The organism is Candidatus Allofournierella excrementavium (assembly GCF_048526665.1).
Taxonomy (GTDB): domain Bacteria; phylum Bacillota; class Clostridia; order Oscillospirales; family Ruminococcaceae; genus Allofournierella_A; species Allofournierella_A excrementavium.
Genome location: NZ_DBGFPE010000003.1, coordinates 15,981 through 35,604 on the forward strand (window position 1 = coordinate 15,981; position 19,624 = coordinate 35,604).

Below are 19,624 nucleotides of genomic sequence, written 5' to 3' on the forward strand. Positions count from 1 at the left end.
CCTTTCTTGCAAAAGATGCACGCGCTGTGCGCGTGTTCATATTTTATTGTACACTTTTTGCCCTTTTGGGGACAAGCCGCGGGTGCGGTTTTTCACAGGATTTTCAAATCCCCGTCACATTTCCGCCAGTGCTGCCATGTCCGGCGGGAGGGGGCTTTCCACCTCCACAGCACCGCCCGAAACGGGCTCGGTGAAGCGGATGCAGGCGCAATGGAGCGCGTGGCGGGCGATGTGCGCCCGGCTGCCGCCGTAGAGGTCGTCCCCCGCCAGCGGGCAGCCGACGTGGGCAAAGTGGACCCGCAGCTGATGGGTGCGCCCGGTGACGGTGCGGGCCTTGACCAGCGTGTGGGCGCCGCAGCGGCGCACCACCTCATACTCGGTGAGGCTGGGTTTGCCCTCGGCGCACACACAGCGCAGGATGATGCTGCCCGGCGCACGGCCGATGGGCGCGTCGATAACGCCCTTTTCCTCCGGCGGCGCGCCCTCCACCAATGCCAGATACCACTTTTCGGCGCTTTCGGCCAGCAGCGGCGCGGCAAAGGCGTTCTTTGCGCAGAGCACAAGGCCCGAGGTGTTGCAGTCGATGCGGTTCACCGGGCGGAACACGCCCGTTTCGCCCCGCGCCGCCAAACAGCCCATCCAGGCGTTGGCCAGCGTGCCGCCGGCGTAGTTCAGGGTGGGATGCACCGCCATGCCGGCGGGCTTGTCCAGCACCACGGCGTGCTCGCTCTCGTAAGCGATGCGCAGGGGGATGTCCTCCGCCGCCACGGTGGTGGGCGGCTCGGGAGGGAGGGCGAAGCGCACGGTCATGCCCGCGGCCACCCGGTCGCAGGTGCGCAGGGGCCTGCCGTCGGCAAAGAAGCCGCCGGTGCGCTTGACCTGGCGCGCAAGGCCTGCCGAAACGCCCATCTTCGCGAGGAAATCCCGCAAAGCGTATCCGTCAAAGGACTGCGCCACCGGGAAGGCGAGGTCCTGGGGCGTCTGCTGCGGCATGCGCCCACCTCCCCTTTTACCATGTGACGTACTTTTACATTTTAGCACAAAAGCCGCCGCCGCGCAACCGCCCCGCTCCGTCCATTTGCTGTGGTTTTTTCCAGCGAAAGGAAAAAGCGCCGCCCGCCGGGTCCCCGGCAGGCGGCGCTTTCAGCCGCACGGTTTGAAAAATCAGTAGGCGATGCCCTGGGCCACCATGGCGTCGGCCACCTTGATGAAGCCCGCCACGTTGGCGCCCACCATCAGGTTGCCCTCCACGCCGCACTCTTTGGAGGCCGCGTAGGCCGCATGGAAGATGCCCTTCATGATGTCCTGCAGACGGGCGTCCACCTCGTCAAAGGTCCAGGACAGGCGCAGGCTGTTCTGGCTCATCTCCAGGCCGCTGGTGGCAACGCCGCCGGCGTTGGCAGCCTTGGCGGGGCCGTAGAGCACGCCGGCAGCCAGGAAGGCCTCGATGGCCTCGGGGGTGCTGGGCATATTGGCGCCCTCGCACACCACCTTGCAGCCATTGGCGATCAGGGTCTTGGCGCTCTCGCCGTCCAGCTCATTCTGGGTGGCGCAGGGCAGGGCGATGTCGCAGGGGATGGTCCAGATGTCGCTGCAGCCGGCGGTGAAGGTGGCGCCGGGGCGGGCGTTGGCATACTCCACGATGCGGGCACGGCGCACTTCCTTGACCTCCTTCATCAGGTCCAGGTCAATGCCGGCGGGGTCGTAGACATAGCCGGAGGAATCGCTCATGGCCACCACCTTGGCGCCCAGCTGCGCGGCCTTTTCGCAGGCGTAGATGGCCACGTTGCCGCTGCCGGAGATGACCACGGTCTTGCCGGCGAAGCTGTCGCCCTTCATGAAGGCCAGAGCCTCCTGGGTGAAGTAGCACAGGCCGTAGCCGGTGGCCTCGGTGCGCACCAGGCTGCCGCCCCACTTGAGGCCCTTGCCGGTGAGCACGCCGGTGAACTCGTTGCGCAGGCGCTTGTACTGGCCGAACAGGTAGCCGATCTCGCGGGCGCCCACGCCGATGTCGCCGGCGGGCACGTCGGTGAACTGGCCGATGTGCTTGCTCAGTTCGGTCATGAAGCTCTGGCAGAAACGCATGATCTCGCCGTCGCTCTTGCCCTTGGGGTCAAAGTCGCTGCCGCCCTTGCCGCCGCCCATGGGCAGGCCGGTGAGGCTGTTCTTGAAGATCTGCTCGAAGCCCAGGAACTTGATGACCGAGGCGTTCACGCTGGGATGCAGGCGCAGGCCGCCCTTGTAGGGGCCGATGGCGCTGTTGAACTGGACGCGGTAGCCCCGGTTCACCTGCACCTTGCCGGCGTCGTCCACCCAGGACACCCGGAACTGGATGAAGCGCTCGGGCTCCACGATGCGCTCCAGAACGCCGTTCTTTTCATATTCGGGGTGTTTTTCGCAGATGACCTGCAGGCTCTCCAGAACCTCGCGCACTGCCTGCAAGAACTCCTTCTCGCCGGGATTGCGCTGCTCCACCTGGGCGTACACACGGGCCAGATACTCGTTTTTCAACATGGATAAAACCCCTTTCTATACTTTCCCTCTGCCGCTTTAGCGGCCCATAGTGTCATTATAAAACCGCTTTTGCCGCATTGCAAGAAAAATTTGGGCCGCAAACGCCCGCGCGGCGCAAAAAACTTGCGGCGGGCGGGCGTTTGTGTTACAATATCATGCAGGAAAACGAGTGGAACATACGGCAGCGGGGCGGCATCACGTCCGCTCTGAGGAAAGTCCGGGCTTCACAGGGGAATGGTAACTGCTAACGGCAGCCGGGGGCGACCCCAGGGATAGTGCAACAGAAAGAAACCGCCGCGTTTTTCGCGGTAAGGATGGAAAGGCGAGGTAAGAGCTCACCAGCGCACTGGCGACTTTGCGGCTATGTAAACCCTACCAGAAGCAACACCCGTATGGGGCATATGCGCTCCCCGCGCGCCCCGGAGGTGGCGTGAGCCTTGCGGCAACGCAAGGCCAAGATAGATTGCCGTTTAATACAGAACCCGGCTTACGGTCCGGTCGTTTTCTTACAAAAAGGGCGTTCCCTGAAAACGGGAACGCCCTTTTTGTCGTTATGTCTGAAAAATCAGCCGCATGGCCAGCAGGCAGATGACCCCCGGCACCCCCAGCACCACCGCCGCGAAGGAGGTGAACCAGTTGAGGGCAAGGCCCACGCCGGTGAAGGGGGCCAGCATGTTCACCGCACCCAGGGCGGCAACGCCCGCCACCGCGCTGGAGAGTGCCGCCCCCGCGGGCCGCCGGTGCCGTGCCGCGGCAAGCCCCACCGCCAGCAGGACCGCCGCCGCGGCGGCCCACACCGGCCAGGGCGCCCCGCTCACAGGATGGCCCGGAGCCCCGCGGCCCGGGCCTGCCGCTGCAGATAGCGGTAGCGGCTTTGGATCGCCTGATACTCGTAGATGCGCTGGTCGATGAGCTCCGGCTCGGTCTCCATGTCAAACAGCAATTGGTTCTGGCGCATGTCCGCCATGCAGTCCCGCAGGTCCTGTTCCAGCTGCTGCGGGCCGCGGCAGGGCGGCTTCAATGCGGCCAGTTCAGATGAGACCGGGGCGGACTTTGCAAACAAAAGCGCAAGGCCCATGGTGTGCACTCCCCTTTCCTTCAAAAAAGGTTTATGCCACCAGTTTAGGCAAATATTCCCTTGGTTATTCCGCCAGTTCGAGATCCACGCGGCCCAGGGCCACGTCGGCCCCCACGGCCTTCACCAGCACCTGGTCGCCCAGCTGCCAGCGGCGGCCGCCGGCCCGCAGGCTGAAGCCCTCCACCAGTTCCGGCTCGCCGCCCAGGGTCTCGGCTTTCACAAAGCCCTCGGCGGTGTTGTCCAGCTCCACAAAGAAGCCGTGGCGGCTCACGCCGGACACCCGGCCGGGGAAGGTCTCGTTCAGATGGGCGGCCATATATTCCGCCTTGTAGCAGCTGTCGGCGCTGCGCTCCAGCTGCATAGCCGTCACCTCCGCGGCGCTGGAGGCCTCGCTGGCCTGGGCCGCGAAGTCGGTGTAGCGGCTTTCCAGCTCCCGCCCGCTGACCCCGGCGCAGAAGTCGCTGAGGATGCGGTGGATGGCAAGGTCCGGGTAGCGCCGGATGGGGCTGGTGAAGTGGGCGTAGTCCTCCAGGGCCAAGCCGAAGTGCCCCTTGGGCACGGGCTGATAGCAGGCCTTGGCCATGCTGCGCAGAACGTCCATGTGCACCGCCCGCTCCAGGGGCTGGCCGCGGGTGGCGTCCAGAATAGCGCCCAGCTCCGCCACGGTGGGGGCTTCGCCCTTGAAATCCGCGTTCAGGCCCGCGATGTGCAGCAGGTCCTTCAGCCGCTCGGTCTTTTCAGCGTCGGGGCTCTCGTGCACCCGGTAGACAAAGGGCAGATGATGGCTGCGGGCAAGCTTTGCCGCGCACTGGTTGGCCAGCAGCATGAACTCCTCGATCATCCGCTCGGAGAGGCCGCGCTGGCGTTTTTCCAGCCCGATGCAGCGGCCGTCCTCGTCCAGCAGGAGCTTTGCCTCGTCGGTCTCGATGTCGATGGCGCCCCGGGCTTTGCGGGCGGCATCCAGCCGCTGGTACAGCTGGGCCATCACCGGCAGCTGGCTGGCCACCGGGGCGTATTTTTCCACCAGCGCCTCGTCGGCGGTGCCGGCAAGCAGGGCGTTGATCTCGGAGTAGACGCCCTTCACCCGGCTGCGGATGACGGTTTTTTCAAAGCGGAAATTCTGCACCGCGCCGGTCTTGTCCAGCTGCATGATGCAGGAGAAGGCCAGCCGGTCGGCCCCTTCGTTGAGGCTGCACACCCCGTTGGACAGCTGCCGGGGCAGCATGGGGACGACGCTGTCGGCAAAATAGACCGAAGTGCCCCGCTGCATGGCTTCCTTGTCCATGGCGCTGCCGGCGCGCACATAGTGGCTCACGTCCGCGATGTGCACCCCCAGCTGCCAGCCGTCGGCGCAGGCGGTGACGCTGATGGCGTCGTCGATGTCCTTGGTCTCGGCGGAGTCGATGGTGAAGATGGGCTCGGCCCGCAGGTCCAGCCGCTTTTTGAAGTCCGACGGGCCGGGCTCGGCCACGGCGCGGGCTTCCGCCTTCACCTTGTCGGGGAACTGGCGGGTGCGGCCCGCGGCGTAGAGCAGCGCCCGCACGCACTGACGGGCCTTGTCGGCGCTGCCAAAGCGCATGGCCACGCCGGCGCGGTGGTCGGCGTAGTCGCCGCCCCGCTCCAGCAGCTCCACCGCCGCCTTGTCGCCGGCCCGCACACCGCCGGCGGCGCTCTTTTTGATCTGCAGGCGCAGAAAGGGGCAGTCGTCCGGCGAGAGGAACAGCTTGCCGCCCTCGGCCACCACCACGCCCACAAAGGTGGCGCGGGGCTTGGTGACCGCCAGCACCTCGCCTTCCAGGCTGCCGGGCACCCGGGGCTTGTCGAACAGCTTGACCAGCACCTCGTCGCCGGGCATCGCGCCGTTCAACCCCCGCCCGGGGATGAAGACATCCGGGCCTTCGGCCTGGGCGGCAAAGGCGAAGTTCTCGCCCAGCTTGACCAGCCTGCAGGGAATGGCCGCGTCGGCAAGGCCGCCCTTGGCGGCGAACCACGCGCCGTTTTTGCACAGGATGCGCCCGCTGGACGCCAGTTCCTCCACTGCCCGCTGGACCTTCTTGTCGTTGCCCAGCATGCTTTTCAGTTCTCCCAGCCGGCGGGGGCGTTTTTCCAGCTCCCGCAGCACTTTTGATCGAATGGACATATACTCTCCCCCATGCCCCACACAGGGACGATTCAGAAAAAGGGGGCCCGCCGTCTGCGAACCCCCTTGAAACTACGGATTTACTCCATGACGCTGATGACGCTCACCAGCAGGATGACCACCAGGAACACAACGCCCAGGATGCGGGTGGCCTTGGCCAGCTTGGCGTCCTTGCGGCGGGTGCGGCCGGCTTCCATCATGCCGCCTTCGCCCATGATCGCGCCGGACAGGCCCTTGCCCTTGGACTCCTGCGCCAGGGTGAGATAGATGATGGCCACAGCCACGAACATCAGCACGACGCCGCAAACGATCTCGATAACACTCATACTATAAACGCTCCTTAGCTTTTGTTACACGCTTTTATGCAATGAACATCATAGCACAAGACCCGGCAAAATGCAAGGAAATTCTTGGGCCGCGGCCGCTTTCAGAAAGTGAGCTGCAGCTGCTCGGCCAGGTCTTCCTCCCGCAGCAGCGCACCGGCGGCGGGCAGGGTGCGCACCCGGTAGCGGTGGGGATTGGCCAGCTCCATGGAAGAGGCGGGTTTGACGCTCTCGATGGTCTGGTTCTTTTTCAGGGTGATGACCGACACGCCCGCCGAATCGCGGGTGGTCTTTTCGCTGATCTGGGTGGAGTGCACCAGCAAGAGCCGCCCGGCGCTGGTGCGCACCGCCAGCTCCTCGCTCTCCGGCAATTGCAGCATGGCCGCCAGGGGCTCCTTGTCGCTGTAGGCGTTGAGGAGCTTTTTGCGATTCTGCTTGGTGGCGTAGCTGGAAAGGGGCACCCGGGCGCACTTGCCGTTGGCGAAGAAGAAGAGCATGTGGCCCTTATAGTCGTCGGTGACCGCCAGAAAGATGGGGGTCTCCCCTTCCTCCATGCCCAGCTTCACGGCAACGAAGTCGCCCAGGACGCTGGCCTTGGTGTCGGCAAAGTCGCCGGCGCGGCACTTGTAGACCTGATGCCGGTTGGTGAAGAAGAGCAGCCAGACGGTGTTGTGGGTCTCGCACTGCCAGCTGATCTCGTCCCCTTCCTTCAGCTTCTGCTCGCCGCTCATGCGCAGCGACTGGGGGGTGATTTTTTTGAAGTAACCCTCCCGGGTGAAGAACACGGTGACGGGGTAGTCCGGCATGGTGTCCTCCTCCACGGCCTCCTCGGCTTCGGGGGCGTCGTAGAGGATGGGGCAGCGGCGGGGCTGGCCGTACTTTTTGGACACGGCGGCCAGCTCGTCCATGATGATGCGGCGGATCTTGGCCGGGCTTTTCAGGATGTCGCCCAGGCGCTCGATCTCCGCCGCCAGCTCTTCAATTTCTTTGGTGCGCTTGAGGATGTACTCCCGGTTGAGGTGGCGCAGTTTTATCTCCGCCACGTACTCCGCCTGCACCTGGTCGATGCCGAAGCCGATCATCAGGTTGGGGACGACTTCCTCCTCTTCCTCGGTCTCGCGGACGATGGAGATGGCCTTGTCGATGTCCAGCAGGATGGCCTCCAGGCCCTTCAGCAGATGCATCCGCTTTTCCTTGCCCTTGAGGTCGAACCAGGTGCGCCGGCGCACGCATTCGGCGCGGAAGGCCACCCACTCGGTGAGGATCTCCCGCACGCCCATCACCCGGGGCTGACCGCTCACCAGCACGTTGAAGTTGCAGGCGAAGCTGTCCTCCAGGGGGGTGAGGCGGAAAAGCTTCTGCATCAGCTTGTCCGGGTCCTGGCCGCGCTTGAGGTCGATGGTCAGCTTGAGGCCGTTCAGGTCGGTCTCGTCGCGCATGTCGCTGATCTCTTTGACCTTACCGCCCTTCACCAGCTCGGCAATTTTGTCCATCACCGCCTCCACGGTGGTGGTGGGCGGGATGCGGGTGATCTCGATCATGTTGCCGTCTTTTTCGTAGTTCCAGATGGCGCGCACCCGCACGCTGCCCCGGCCGGTCTCGTAAATTTTGCGCAGTTCGTCCTCGTTGTAGAGGATCTCGCCGCCGCCCACGAAGTCCGGCGCGGGCAGGGTGGTGAGCAGGTCGTGGCTCTCGTCCTTCATCAGGGCGATGGTGGACTCGCACAGCTCGGCCAGGTTGAAGGAGCAGATGTTGGAGGCCATGCCCACGGCGATGCCCAGGGTGTTGTTGGCCAGGATGGTGGGGAAGGTCACCGGCAGCAGGGTGGGCTCGGTGGTGGTGCCGTCGTAGTTGGGCACAAATTCCACCGTGTCCTTGTCGATGTCGCGGAAGAGCTCCTCGCACACCGGCTCCAGCTTTGCCTCGGTGTAGCGGCTGGCGGCGCAGGCCATATCCCGGCTGTAGGCCTTGCCGAAGTTGCCCTTGGAATCCACAAAGGGCACCAGCAGGCTCTCGTTGCCACGGCCCATGCGCACCATGGTGTCGTAGATGGCGGCGTCGCCGTGGGGGTTCAGGTGCATGGTGCTGCCCACGATGTTGGCGCTTTTGGTGCGCGCGCCCTTGAGCAGGCCCATCTCGTACATGGTGTAGAGCAGCTTGCGGTGGGCGGGCTTGAAGCCGTCGATCTCCGGCAGCGCGCGGCTGACGATGACGCTCATGGCGTAGGGCATGTAGTTTTGTTCCAGCGTTTCGGTGATGGGCGAGCGCACCACCACGCCGGCGCCGGGGATCTCCACGTTATCGCCCAGCTGGGGCCGGGCGGGCGCTGATTTTTTCGTCTGTTTTTTTGCCATTCTTGTCTTACCTCACAAATCTGCCGTCAGGACAAATCCAGTTCGTCCAGATACTCGGCCCCGTGCTCGGCGATGTGCTCCTTGCGGCCGGCGAGGTTGTCGCCCAGCAGCAGGTCGAACACGGCGGCGGTGCGCTCGGCGTCCTCCGGCTCCACCTTGATGAGGCGGCGGCTCTCCGGGTTCATGGTGGTGAGCCACATCATCTCGGGGTCGTTTTCGCCAAGGCCCTTGGAGCGCTGGATGGTGTACTTCTCCTTCTCGCCGATGCGGGAAAGGATGCTGGCCTTCTCCGGCTCGGTGTAGGCGAAGTAGGTGCGGGCCTTGGTGTTGATTTCGTACAGGGGGCTTTCGGCGATGTAGACATAACCCTCCTTGATGAGGGTGGGCACCAGCCGGTAGATCATGGTGAGGATGAGGGTGCGGATCTGGTAGCCGTCCACGTCGGCGTCGGTGCAGATGACCACTTTATTGAAGCGCAGGTTGTCCAGATTGAAGGTGGCAAGGTCCTTTTTGCTCTTGCCGCCCAGCTCCACGCCGCAGCCCAGCACCTTGATGAGGTCGGTGATGATGTCGCTTTTGAAGATGCGGTCATAGTCCGCCTTGAGACAGTTCAGAATCTTGCCGCGCACCGGCATGATGGCCTGGTACTCGGAATCGCGGCTGGTCTTGACCGCGCCCATGGCGGAATCGCCCTCCACGATGTACAATTCGCGCCGGGCGGGGTCCTTGGTGCGGCAGTCCACGAATTTCTGCACCCGGTTGGCGATGTCCATCTGGCTGACCATGGTCTTTTTGATGGACTGGCGGGTCTTTTCGGCGTGCTCGCGGCTCTGCTTGTTGATGAGCACCTGCTGGCAGAGTTTCTGGGCCTCGTCGGGCTTTTCCAGGAAATAGACTTCCAGGTTGTGCTTCAAAAACTCGGTCATCACCTGGGCCACGCCCTTGTTGGTGATGGCCTTCTTGGTCTGGTTTTCGTAGCTGGTGCGGGTGGAGAAGCTGCTGGAAACGTAGATGAGGCAGTCCTGCACGTCGGCGAAGGTGATCTTGCTCTCGCCCTTCTTGTACATGCTCTTCGCCTTCAGGAATGCGTCGATCTGGTTCACAAAGGCGGTGCGCACCGCACGGTCGGGGCTGCCGCCGTGCTCCAGCCAGCTGGAGTTGTGGTAGTATTCCAGCAGCTGGTTCTTGTTGGAAAAGCAGAAGGCCGCGCTCATCTTGACCTTGTATTCCGGCTGGTCCTCCCGGTCGCGGGCCATGGCGGTAGACTCGCAGTAGACCACCGGGGTCAGGCCGTCCAGACCGGCAATTTCGTTCACATAGTCCTCGATGCCCTTCTGGTAGCAGAAGGTGGTGGTGGTCTTTTCCGGGCCGGTCTCGTCCACCAGCACCAGTTCCAGGCCGGCGTTCACCACCGCCTGCCGCTTCATGGTGTCGGCAAAGTATTCGGCGGGCACGTTCACATCGGTGAACACCTCGGCGTCCGGCTTCCAGCGGATGGTGGTGCCGGTCTTGCGGCGGGTGGCGGGCTCCTTTTTCAAACCGCCCACCGGCTCGCCCTTTTTGAAGTCGATGTGGTAGTGGAAGCCGTCCCGCCAGACGTCGGCGGTCATCCACTCGCTGGCGTACTGGGTGGCGCAAAGACCCAGGCCGTTCAGGCCCAGGGAGTATTCATAGTTATCCTCGCCCGCGGTGTATTTGCCGCCGGCGTACATCTCGCAGAAGACCAGCTCCCAGTTGTAGCGGTCCTCCTTGGGGTTGTAGTCCACCGGGATGCCGCGGCCGCCGTCCTCCACCTGGATGCTGCCATCCTTGAAGCGGGTGAGGGTGATGCGGGTACCGTAGCCCTCCCGGGCCTCGTCGATGGAGTTGGAGAGGATCTCGAAGATGGCGTGGGCGCAGCCCTCCACCCCGTCGGAGCCGAAGATGACTGCCGGGCGTTTGCGCACCCGGTCGGCGCCCTTGAGGCTGACGATGCTCTCGTTTGAGTATTCCTGTTTTTTTGCCAAACCGTTCTCTCCTCTTTGCCCCGGCACAAGGCGGGGTCGTTCTTCTATATTTTGCGCATACAAATTTATTTAACCACGCCCGACCACAAAATGTCAAGGGATGGAAAAGCCGCGGCCCCTTGCGCTTTGCGAAGGGACCGCGGCTTTATTTTTGGTTTGTGTCACAGGGTGAGCAGGAAGCCCACAGCGGCGATGATGGCGCACAGCACAGCGGTGATGGGAGGCGCCCAGCGGATGATGCGCCCGGCGATGACGTCGCGGGGATCTTCCTCGCCCTGGTCGTACTGCTCCTCATACTGTTCCTCGTACTGCTCCCGGGCCTGGTAGCGGCTGCGGGAGGGCTGCGCCTGCTCGGCGGGGCGGGCAGCGCGGCGGGGCGGAGCCACGATCACGTCGTCGTCCTCCTCGTCCAGAGGCTCGGCGGCCACGGGGCGCCCCGAGATGGGCGGCACGGTGCGGGTGGGCTCCTCCTGGCGGACGGGCGGCACCATGCGGGTGGGCTCGTCGTCGGTGACAGGCTCGCTGGAGCCGCCCTGCAGCAGGCTGGACAGGGTGTTCTGGAGCAGGATGCGGTCAGAGCCGCACTCGCTGCACCACACGCCGTCCTCCTCGCGGGGATGGAATGCGCCGCAGGCGCAGTACCAGCCCTCGTCCAGCACCTGAGGCACCACGGTGAGGCCCTCTTTGTGGGTGCGCTCGCACAGCTTTGCGGCCAGCTCGGCGGGCAGCTTTTTGGGCGGAGCCAGACGCACCCGGGGATAGCCGGTCAGGTCCACGGAGCTGCCGTCGGCGAAGCGGGCCGTGCCCAGCTCCACCTCCACGCTGCCGATGGGCGAAGAGCTGATATACACCGCGTCGTCCGCGCCGAAGACCTCGCCGTGGGCGGCGTTCAGGTCTTCGTAGACGAACTGGTCCTGGCAGACCACCGCGCCGCTGCGGTCCTTGCACTTGAAGGTGATCTGCAGCTGGGTGAGGCGGGCGGCGGAGATGTTCTTGAAGGACAGGCAGACGGCGATGTCGCCGGTCACGTCGCCCTTGAGCAGCTCCACTTTGACGAACTGCACCGGGCTGCCCTTGGTGAAGTAGTTGGCGCGGGACTGGGCCAACAGGTCAAAATTTTCTTCCATGAAGGATCGCTCCTTTCCATACCGTTGCGCGAAATCCGCGTCAGGCCCGGGGCTCGTCGTCCGGGGTCTGGGCGGGCTCGGCGCTCTGTGCGGGTTCGGCGGGCTCAGCGCTCTGAGCAGGCTCGGCAGTCTTCACGGGCTGCGGCGCTTCAGGAGCCTGAGGCTGGGCGGGCTCCTCGGCCGCGGCGGGGGCGGCAGGCTTCGCCGCTTCCTCGGGCAGCTGGCCGCCCTCCATCAGGGTCTTGAACTCCTCGCCGCTGAGCTTTTCGCGGCGCATCAGGGCCTGGGCCACCACTTCCAGCTGGTCGCGGTGCTCGGTGAGCATGCGGCGGGCGGTCTCGAAGGCCTCGTCCACGATGTCGCGGATCTCGCTGTCGATCTCGGCGGCGATGGTCTCGGAATAGCCGCGGCCCTGGGTGAAGTCACGGCCCAGGAAGGTCTCGCCCGGGTCGGAGCCGTAGACCACGGGGCCCATCCGCTCGGAGAAGCCGTAGCGGGTGACCATGGACCGGGCGGTCTTGGTGGCCCGCTCCAGGTCGTTGGAAGCGCCGGTGGAGATGTCGTCCAGCACCAGCAGCTCGGCCACGCGGCCGCCCAGCAGGGTGACGATCTGCTCCTGCATCTGGGTCTTGGTGACGTAGCTCTGGTCCTTTTCGGGCAGGCTCATGGTGTAGCCGCCGGCCATGCCGCGGGGGATGATGGAGATCTCATGCACCGGGTCGGCGGTCTTGCAGTAGTAATGGGTGATGGCATGGCCCGCCTCGTGGTAGGCGGTAAGGCGCTTTTCCTTCTCGGTGACCACGCGGCTCTTTTTCTCGGGGCCGGCCACCACCTTGATGCTGGCCTCCTCGATCTCCTGCTCGGTGATGGCCTTCTTGCCCCGGCGGGCGGCCAGCAGGGCCGCCTCGTTCACCAGGTTCTCCAGGTCGGCGCCGGAGAAGCCCACGGTGGTGCGGGCGATGGTCTTGAGGTTCACGTCGGGAGCGAGGGGCTTGTGGCGGGTGTGCACCTTCAGAATTTCCTCGCGGCCCTTGATGTCCGGCAGGCCCACATACACCTGACGGTCAAAACGGCCGGGACGCAGCAGGGCGTGGTCCAGGATGTCGGCGCGGTTGGTGGCGGCGATGACGATGACGCCCTCGTTGGCGCCGAAGCCGTCCATCTCCACCAGCATCTGGTTCAGGGTCTGCTCCCGCTCGTCGTGGCCGCCGCCGAGGCCGGTGCCGCGCTGGCGGCCCACGGCGTCGATCTCATCGATGAAGATGATGCTGGGGGCGGTCTTTTTGGCCTTGTCAAAGAGGTCGCGCACGCGGGAAGCGCCCACGCCCACATACATCTCCACGAAGTCGGAGCCGGAGATGGAGTAGAAGGGCACGCCGGCCTCGCCGGCGCAGGCCCGGGCCAGCAGCGTTTTGCCGGTGCCCGGAGGGCCCACCAGCAGCACGCCGTGGGGGATGCGGGCGCCCAGGCTGTTGAACTGGCCGGGGTTTTTCAAAAACTGGACGATCTCTTCCAGCTCGTTCTTCTCCTCGTCGGCGCCGGCCACGTCGGCAAAGGTGGTCTTGCGCTTGTCCTCGGTCTGGTCCTTGACCTTGGCGCGGCCCACGTTCATGATGCCGCCGCCCTGGCTGCCGCGGTACATGGTGTAGAACACGAACACCATGCTGCCCACCAGCATGACCATCAGCAGGATGTCGAACCAGGGCACCTCGGCCCGGGCCGCGATGTAGTCATAGACCATGGGCGACGAGGGGTTCGCCTCGTTGTACTGGTCGATGTAGTCCTGCACGTAGTTCACGAACATGCCCGGATAGGGCAGCCGGTAGGTGATGTGGTAGATGCCTTCCCCGGTGGGAAGGATGTCCTGGGTGGTCTGCTGGCTGCCCATCATGGCGCTGAGCAGGCCCTGGGTGGTGTCAAGGGCCTGCTGCTGCTCGGCGGCGGCCTCCTTCACGCCCTCCGGCAGAGGCACCTCGCCCTCTTTCAGGGCCAGGCGCAGGTTGCCGGTGTTCAGGTCCATCTCGAAGCCCACCACCTGGTTGGCCTCGAAGTAGTCCACCACCTTGGAGTAGGGCATGCTCGCCCCGCTGGAAGCGGTGGAGAAGGTGGTCCACAGGTTGAACGCCAGCAGGGCCAGCGCCAGCAGCACGGCGATGTAGACGCCGTTGAATTTTGGTCTGTGCTGCAAAAGCTCATCTCCTATCCGCAGGGGTCTTTCCCCCGCGTTTCATTTTGGTCAACCGCCGTAGACGTGGGGCTTGAGCACCCCCACAAAGGGCAGGTTGCGGTACTGCTCATCGTAATCCAGGCCGTAGCCCACCACGAACTCGTCCGGCACCTCAAAGCCCACATAGTCGGCCACGAGGTCCACCTTGCGCCGGCTGGGCTTATCCAGCAGGGTGGCGATGCGGATGCTGGCGGGGTTGCGCCCCTGCAGAAGGCCCTTGAGGTAGGAGAGGGTCATGCCGGAGTCCAGAATGTCCTCCACGATGAGGAGGTCCTTGCCGGAAAGATCCTGGTCCAGGTCCTTCACGATCTTCACCACGCCGCTGGTCTTGGTGCCGCTGCCGTAGCTGGAGACCACCATGAAATCGATGGCGCAGGGCCGGTCGATGCAGCGCATCAGGTCGGCCATGTACACCACGGCCCCCTTGAGCACGGTGACCAGCAGAAGGTTCTTGCCGGCGTAGTCACGGGTGATCTGCGCGCCCATTTCGGCGCATTTTTCTTTCAGCTGCTCCTCGCTGAGCAGCACCTTGAGGATGTCGTCTCTCTGGCTCATTCCTCTTCCTCCCCATGTTCACGGTCAAAGGGCTCGGCCACCAGCAGCCGCCGGGTCCTTTCGTCCGGCCGCAGGCCGTGGGCGAACCCCTCGCCCCAGAGCCACACCACCCGGCCGCCCGCCGCCAGAAGCGGCAGCGCGCCGCGCCGGGAGGGCGGCACCTTTTTTTCGTTGAACAGTTTTTTCAGCGTTTTGTCCACGTTCCGCCCCGCGGGACGGAACACGTCCCCCGGCCGGCGGGTGCGCAGACAGAGGCTACTGCCTATTTTATCATAATCTGCGCAATTGTCGAAGGTTTTTTTTGCAGTTCGGGCAAATTTTATAGTTTCTTCACAATCGTCCCCTTCCACCAGCCGCAGCCGCAGCCCGAAGCCGCCGGGCAGCCGGTATTCGCCGGGGGCCGCCGTCACCGGTTCGAAGGCGGCGTGTTCCGCAACGCGGCGGCGTTCCAGCACTTCGCCCCGCACGGCCAGCAGCGCCCTGCCGGTGAGCTGCACCGCCCCTGCGCGGCGCTCCACAAGCGCCCGCAGCCGCGGGATGTCCCCCTTGCGCAGGGGCCGCTCGGCCTCCACCAGGATGCGCAGGGCCTCTTCCCTCTCGGCCTGCGGGGCGGCGGCCAGCGCGTCCAGCCGCCAGGCGTCGGGGCCGGCGGCGGCGCTCATCAGCAAGTGTTCCCCCTGCCCGCGCAAATATTGCGCAAGCTGGCCCATGCGGGCGCAGAATTCCCCAAAAGCCGCTTCGGCCCCGGGGCAGGCCGCCTCGATGGCGGGCATGGCGTGGCGGCGCAGCCGGTTGCGGGCGTAGTCGTCGGAAAAATTGCTCTCGTCGGTGACCCAGGCGAGCCCCCGGCGGCGGCAGAAGTCCTCCGTCTCGGCCTTGGCGACGCCCAGCATGGGCCGCACGTAGCATCCCCGCACGGCGGGGATGCCCGCCGCCCCCCGCACTCCGGCCCCCCGGGCAAGGCGCAGAAGCAGCGTCTCGGCCTGGTCGGAGAGGGTGTGGGCGGTGGCGATCTTCACGCCGGGGCCCGCCAGCGTCTCGAAAAAGCCGTAGCGGAGCTCGCGGCACCACTCCTCGCTGGGGCGGGCCGGCGGCGCGGCGGCGGCAAAGGCGTGAAGGGGCACGCCGTTCTTTTTGCAGAACTCCGCCACGAAGGCGGCGTCCCGGGCGGAATCCGCGCGCATGCGGTGGTCCACATGAACCGCCTCCACCCCCACGCCCAAAGCGTCTTTATATTCCAGCAGAAACTGCAACAGGGCCATGGAGTCGGCCCCGCCGGAGACCGCCGCAATGACCCTGTCGCCGGGCGCCAGCAGCTCTTTGCAGGCTGCCAGCACCCTTTCCTCAAATCGTTCCATGGTTATAATCCACATTCATGAACCGGGTGTGAGCGCCGTCCCAGGCAAGGTCCACCTTGCCGGTCTCGCCGTGGCGGTTCTTTGCGATGATGCACTCGGCGGTGGAGGCGTCGGACTCCTCCAGGCTCTGGCCGCTCATGGAGGCGTAGTAGCCCTCCCGGTACAAAAACAGCACGATGTCGGCGTCCTGCTCGATGGAGCCGGAGTCGCGCAGGTCGGAAAGCTGGGGCCGGTGGTCCGACCGGCCGCTGGCCTTTTCCGCCGCGCGGGACAGCTGGCTCAAAGCGATGACCGGCACGTTCAGCTCTTTGGCCATGATCTTGAGGTTTCGGGTGATGTCGCTGATCTCCTGCACCCGGTTCTCGGTGCGCCTGCCGCTGGTCATCAGCTGAAGGTAGTCGATGACCACCAGGCCGATGGGCGGGCGGGAGGGGTCCTGGTTGACCCGGCGGATCTTGGCCTTGACCTCGGGGATGGTGATGCCGGAGGTGTCGTCCATATAGATGGGCACGTCGTGGAGGATCTCCGAGGCGTGGGCCAGGTCGTCCCACTCGGCGTCGCCCAGCGCGCCGGAACGGAAGGCGTGGCTGTCCACGCCCGCCTCGGCGGAGAGGATGCGGTTGGTCAGCTGCTCCTTGCTCATCTCCAGGCTGAAGATAGCCACCGGCACCCGCTGCTTTTTGGCCACATTGGTGGCGATGTTCAAGGCAAAGCTGGTCTTGCCCATGCCGGGGCGGGCCGCCAGGATGACCAGGTCCGAACGGCCCAGGCCGGTGAGGATGGTGTCCAGATAAGTAAACCCGGTGGGGATGCCCGCGTATTTTGACTTGTCCGGCCCGGTGATCTTCTGCAGGGTGCCCAGGGTCTCCACCAGGGCGGAAGAGAGTTTGGTCAGGCTGTTCTGCTCGCGGCCGGAGCGGATCTCATAAAGTTTCTGCTCGGCGTTCTCCAAAAGCAGCTCGGCGCTGGGGGCCTCGCCGCTCTGCTGCAGGATGCTCTGGGCCACTTCCAGCACCTGGCGGGAGACAAACTTTTCCTGCACGATGCGGGCATAGGCCCCCACGTTGCTGATGCTGGGCACCGTCTCGCCCAGCCGCGCCAGATACACCTTGGCGGCGTCGGGGCTTTCGAACACGCCGGCGGCCACCACCGCGTCCAGCAGGGTGACCAGGTCCACCCGCTCGCCGGCGGTGAACAGCCGCACCATCTCAGAGAAGATCTCGCCGTTCTGGCGGACATAGAACATCTCCGGGCGCAAGGCCTCCACCAGTTCCGGCAGAACAGACTCGCTCTCCAGCAGCGCGGCGCCCAGCACCGACTGCTCGGCTTCCATGCTGTAGGGCTTTGCGACGCCCAGCGATTCAAGATCAACGGAAGTAAAATCCTGCATGAGTCCTCATCCTTTGCCCCGTCTCTGCGCGGGGCGGCTTTTGCCTTGCGCGGGCGCGGGGCCCGCCTGCTTACAGTTCCTCCACCTTCACCTTGAACGCCGCGCTCACGCCGGGGTGCAGCTTCACAGTGGCGGAATAGGTGCCGAAGTCCTTGATGTCCCGCTCCAGCTCCACCTTCCGCTTGTCGATCTCGGTCTCGGCCACCTTGCTCAGCGCTTCGGCCACGTCCTTGGCGGTGACCTTGCCGAACAGCCGCCCGGAGGCGCCGCCCTTGGCCTTGAGGGTGACGGTCTTGTCCTTCACCTTGTCCGCCAGGGCCTGCGCCGCGGCCAGGGCCTCGGCGGCGTGGTGCTCCCGGGCCTCGCTCTTGGTGCGGGCCATGTTCACAGCGGAGGCGTCCGCCGGGGCGGCAAGGCCCCGGGGGAACAGGAAGTTGCGGGCGTAGCCGTCCGACACTTCATGGATCTCGTCTTTTTTGCCGATGGTTTTGACGTCCTGTTTCAGAATGACCTTCATGGTTCGTTTTCTCCTTTTATGTGAGCAGGCGGGCGGCCTTTACAGCTGCGCCGGCTGCTGATTTTTTGCGCTGGCCTGCTGCTGGCGGCGATAGTCGGCAATGGCGTCGCAGAGCATCTGCTCGGCGTGGTCCAGGCTGACGTTCTTCAGCTGCGCGCCGGCCATGGTCATGTGACCGCCGCCGCCCAGCTGCTCCAGAATCACCTGCACGTTCACCTTGCCCATGCTGCGGGCGGAGATGTTCACCCCGTCCCCTTTTTGCACCGCCACGAAGCTGGCGCCCACGCCGTTGATGGTGAGCAGGTCGTTGGCGGCCTGGGGCACCGCCACCGCCATGCCGGAAGGCAGCTCGCCGGACACCGACACAGCGCACCCCATGTACAGCCGGGCGCTCTCCACCAGGTTGGATTTGACGGTGTATTCCTCCAGCGAGGAGTTGAAGAGCAGCCGCACCTCCTCGGTGACCGCGCCCATCCGCCGCAGGTAGGCCGCGGCCTCAAAGGTGCGCACGCCGGTGTGAAGGGCAAAGCTGCGGGTGTCCAGCATGATGCCCGCCAGCATGGCCTGGGCCTCCAGCGGGGTGGGATTGGTCGCTTCGCCGGGCACATACTGCAAAAGCTCGCACACCAGCTCGCAGGTGGAGGAGGCGTAGGGCTCGTGGCAGAAGAGCACCGGGGTCTCGATGTGGCCCACGGCCTTGCGGTGGTGGTCGATGACCGCCACCTGACCGCATTTTTCCAGCAGTTCGCGGCTTTCCACCAGGTTCGTGATGTGAGTGTCCACCACCACCAGCAGGGTGCTTTCGGTGACCAGTTCGGCGGCCTTTTCCGGCTCGATGAAATCCTCGCCGAAGCCCGCCTTCTCAAACTCTTCGATGAGGTTGGCCGCCAGGGTGGCCTTGCGGCGCACCGCGATGACGGCGGGCACATCCAGCCCTTTGCAGATGCGCAGCACGCCCACCGCGGCGCCCAGGGCGTCCAGATCGGACATGCGGTGGCCCATGATGACCACGCTGTCCGCCTGACGCACCAGGTCCACCAGGGCGTTGGCCAGGATGCGGCTCTTGACCCGGCTGCGCTTTTCCACACTGCGGGTCACGCCGCCGTAAAACTCGAATCCGTCGGGGGTCTTCACCGCCGCCTGATCGCCGCCGCGGCCCAGGGCCATGTCCAGCGACTGCTGGGCCATCTGCTGGCACTCTTTGAGGCAGCCGCCGCCCCGCCCCACGCCGATGGAGAGGGTCAGCTGCACCCCTTCGTTCAGGGAGCGGACCTTGTCCAGCAAATCGAAGCGGGCGGCCACGATCTCCTTCATGTGGCGCTCTTCCACCACGGCGATGTAGCGGGAGACCGACACCCGGCGCAAAAAGCCGTTGGTGCGGGCAAAGTACTGTTCCAGCGTGCGGTTGAGCGCCTCCATCACATGGCTGCGCTCGGAGTCCCGCAGGTCGGCCACCAGCTCCTGGTAGCCGTCCACCTCGATGATGAGGTAGGCCGGGCGGCTGGCGGCGTATTCGGCGGCGGCGTTTTTCAGCTCGGTGTCGTCGGTCAGATACAAAATGGCGTAGCCGCCCGCGCCGGGGGCGGAAAAGGCGGTGTAGCGCCGGCCCGCCCGCTCCAGGTTCTGGCCTTTTTCCTCGGCGCACTGACGCAGGTCCAGGCCGGGCAGAGCCCGGCTCACCGGCTGGAGGAAGGCGTCCTCCCCTGCCAGCAGCCGCTGGCGGAAGGCGTCGTTGTACCACACCATCGTCTTGCCGCTGAGCAGCGCCGCGGGCAGATGCAGCGACTCAAGGCTCAGCTGCAGCTCGCTGCCCTCGAATTTGGTGCAGCTGACGGCCCGGCAGACCGCCCGGCGGATATGTCGCCCGCCCAGGATGAGGGCGACGGCGATAAGCACCAGGGCGGGCACCAGCACCAGAAGGCTGGCCGGCTCCAGCACCGCCAGAACGGCGCTGAGCACGCAGCACAGCGCCAGCAGTGCCGCACAGACAAGTTCCAGGGTAAGACGGGGTCGGTCACGCATGGGACATTCGCCT

Annotated in this window: 15 protein-coding genes and 1 other RNA gene; 1 reads left to right on the forward strand and 15 read right to left on the reverse strand. The window is 65.1% G+C overall.

The window, feature by feature from the left end; genetic code table 11:
* Window positions 1-114: 114 nt before the first annotated feature.
* Both ACMI1Q_RS00350 and gdhA read right to left on the reverse strand, forming a co-directional pair.
* Window positions 115-993 carry an RluA family pseudouridine synthase gene (locus tag ACMI1Q_RS00350; protein ID WP_419502403.1) on the reverse strand — a complete coding sequence of 293 codons (879 nt, stop codon included), beginning with the start codon at window positions 991-993 and terminating at the stop codon, window positions 115-117.
* A 171-nt stretch (window positions 994-1,164) separates the two neighbouring features.
* Window positions 1,165-2,514 (reverse strand): NADP-specific glutamate dehydrogenase, encoded by a 1,350-nt coding sequence (gene gdhA, locus ACMI1Q_RS00355; RefSeq protein ID WP_419502404.1) that lies wholly within the window; start codon window positions 2,512-2,514, stop codon window positions 1,165-1,167.
* A 166-nt stretch (window positions 2,515-2,680) separates the two neighbouring features.
* On the opposite strand from gdhA, the gene rnpB reads away from it, so the two are divergent.
* Window positions 2,681-3,019: RNase P RNA component class A (rnpB, locus tag ACMI1Q_RS00360), an RNA gene on the forward strand.
* A 46-nt stretch (window positions 3,020-3,065) separates the two neighbouring features.
* Here rnpB and ACMI1Q_RS00365 read toward each other — a convergent pair.
* The 13 genes from ACMI1Q_RS00365 to ACMI1Q_RS00425 all read right to left on the reverse strand — a co-directional run bounded on the left by ACMI1Q_RS00365 (window position 3,066) and on the right by ACMI1Q_RS00425 (window position 19,611).
* Window positions 3,066-3,332, reverse strand: a complete 267-nt coding sequence (locus tag ACMI1Q_RS00365) for a pro-sigmaK processing inhibitor BofA family protein (RefSeq protein ID WP_177522579.1) — start codon at window positions 3,330-3,332, stop codon at window positions 3,066-3,068.
* Window positions 3,329-3,616 carry a DUF2508 family protein gene (locus ACMI1Q_RS00370; protein ID WP_419502405.1) on the reverse strand — a complete coding sequence of 96 codons (288 nt, stop codon included), beginning with the start codon at window positions 3,614-3,616 and terminating at the stop codon, window positions 3,329-3,331. The genes ACMI1Q_RS00365 and ACMI1Q_RS00370 overlap by 4 nt, the downstream gene beginning before the upstream one ends.
* Window positions 3,617-3,656: 40 nt before the next feature.
* Window positions 3,657-5,732 (reverse strand): ribonuclease R family protein, encoded by a 2,076-nt coding sequence (locus tag ACMI1Q_RS00375; protein ID WP_419502406.1) that lies wholly within the window; start codon window positions 5,730-5,732, stop codon window positions 3,657-3,659.
* An 80-nt stretch (window positions 5,733-5,812) separates the two neighbouring features.
* Window positions 5,813-6,058: a preprotein translocase subunit SecG gene (secG, locus tag ACMI1Q_RS00380; protein WP_177522582.1), complete on the reverse strand. Its 246-nt coding sequence runs from the start codon at window positions 6,056-6,058 to the stop codon at window positions 5,813-5,815.
* Between the two features lie 101 nt (window positions 6,059-6,159).
* On the reverse strand, window positions 6,160-8,409 hold the full coding sequence (locus ACMI1Q_RS00385; protein ID WP_419502407.1) for a DNA gyrase subunit A: 2,250 nt from the start codon (window positions 8,407-8,409) through the stop codon (window positions 6,160-6,162).
* 26 nt (window positions 8,410-8,435) lie between these two features.
* Entirely contained in the window at window positions 8,436-10,415 is a 1,980-nt protein-coding gene (locus tag ACMI1Q_RS00390; RefSeq protein WP_419502408.1) for a DNA gyrase/topoisomerase IV subunit B, read from the reverse strand.
* 161 nt (window positions 10,416-10,576) lie between these two features.
* The gene (locus ACMI1Q_RS00395; RefSeq protein WP_394981369.1) at window positions 10,577-11,542 is read right to left on the reverse strand and encodes a hypothetical protein; all 966 of its coding nucleotides are present in this window, start codon (window positions 11,540-11,542) and stop codon (window positions 10,577-10,579) included.
* A 40-nt stretch (window positions 11,543-11,582) separates the two neighbouring features.
* Window positions 11,583-13,619 carry an ATP-dependent zinc metalloprotease FtsH gene (gene ftsH, locus ACMI1Q_RS00400; protein ID WP_419502422.1) on the reverse strand — a complete coding sequence of 679 codons (2,037 nt, stop codon included), beginning with the start codon at window positions 13,617-13,619 and terminating at the stop codon, window positions 11,583-11,585.
* A 159-nt stretch (window positions 13,620-13,778) separates the two neighbouring features.
* On the reverse strand, window positions 13,779-14,324 hold the full coding sequence (gene hpt / locus ACMI1Q_RS00405) for a hypoxanthine phosphoribosyltransferase (RefSeq protein WP_419502409.1): 546 nt from the start codon (window positions 14,322-14,324) through the stop codon (window positions 13,779-13,781).
* Window positions 14,321-15,682, reverse strand: coding sequence for a tRNA lysidine(34) synthetase TilS (gene tilS / locus ACMI1Q_RS00410; protein ID WP_419502410.1), 1,362 nt, complete (start codon window positions 15,680-15,682; stop codon window positions 14,321-14,323). Before tilS ends, hpt begins: the two co-directional genes overlap by 4 nt.
* Complete coding sequence (gene dnaB, locus ACMI1Q_RS00415; RefSeq protein ID WP_419502411.1) at window positions 15,669-17,072, reverse strand: replicative DNA helicase; 1,404 nt, start codon at window positions 17,070-17,072, stop codon at window positions 15,669-15,671. The genes tilS and dnaB overlap by 14 nt, the downstream gene beginning before the upstream one ends.
* Window positions 17,073-17,142: 70 nt before the next feature.
* Window positions 17,143-17,589, reverse strand: a complete 447-nt coding sequence (rplI, locus tag ACMI1Q_RS00420) for a 50S ribosomal protein L9 (RefSeq protein WP_330058467.1) — start codon at window positions 17,587-17,589, stop codon at window positions 17,143-17,145.
* A 39-nt stretch (window positions 17,590-17,628) separates the two neighbouring features.
* Complete coding sequence (locus tag ACMI1Q_RS00425) at window positions 17,629-19,611, reverse strand: DHH family phosphoesterase (RefSeq protein ID WP_419502412.1); 1,983 nt, start codon at window positions 19,609-19,611, stop codon at window positions 17,629-17,631.
* Window positions 19,612-19,624: the final 13 nt, after the last annotated feature.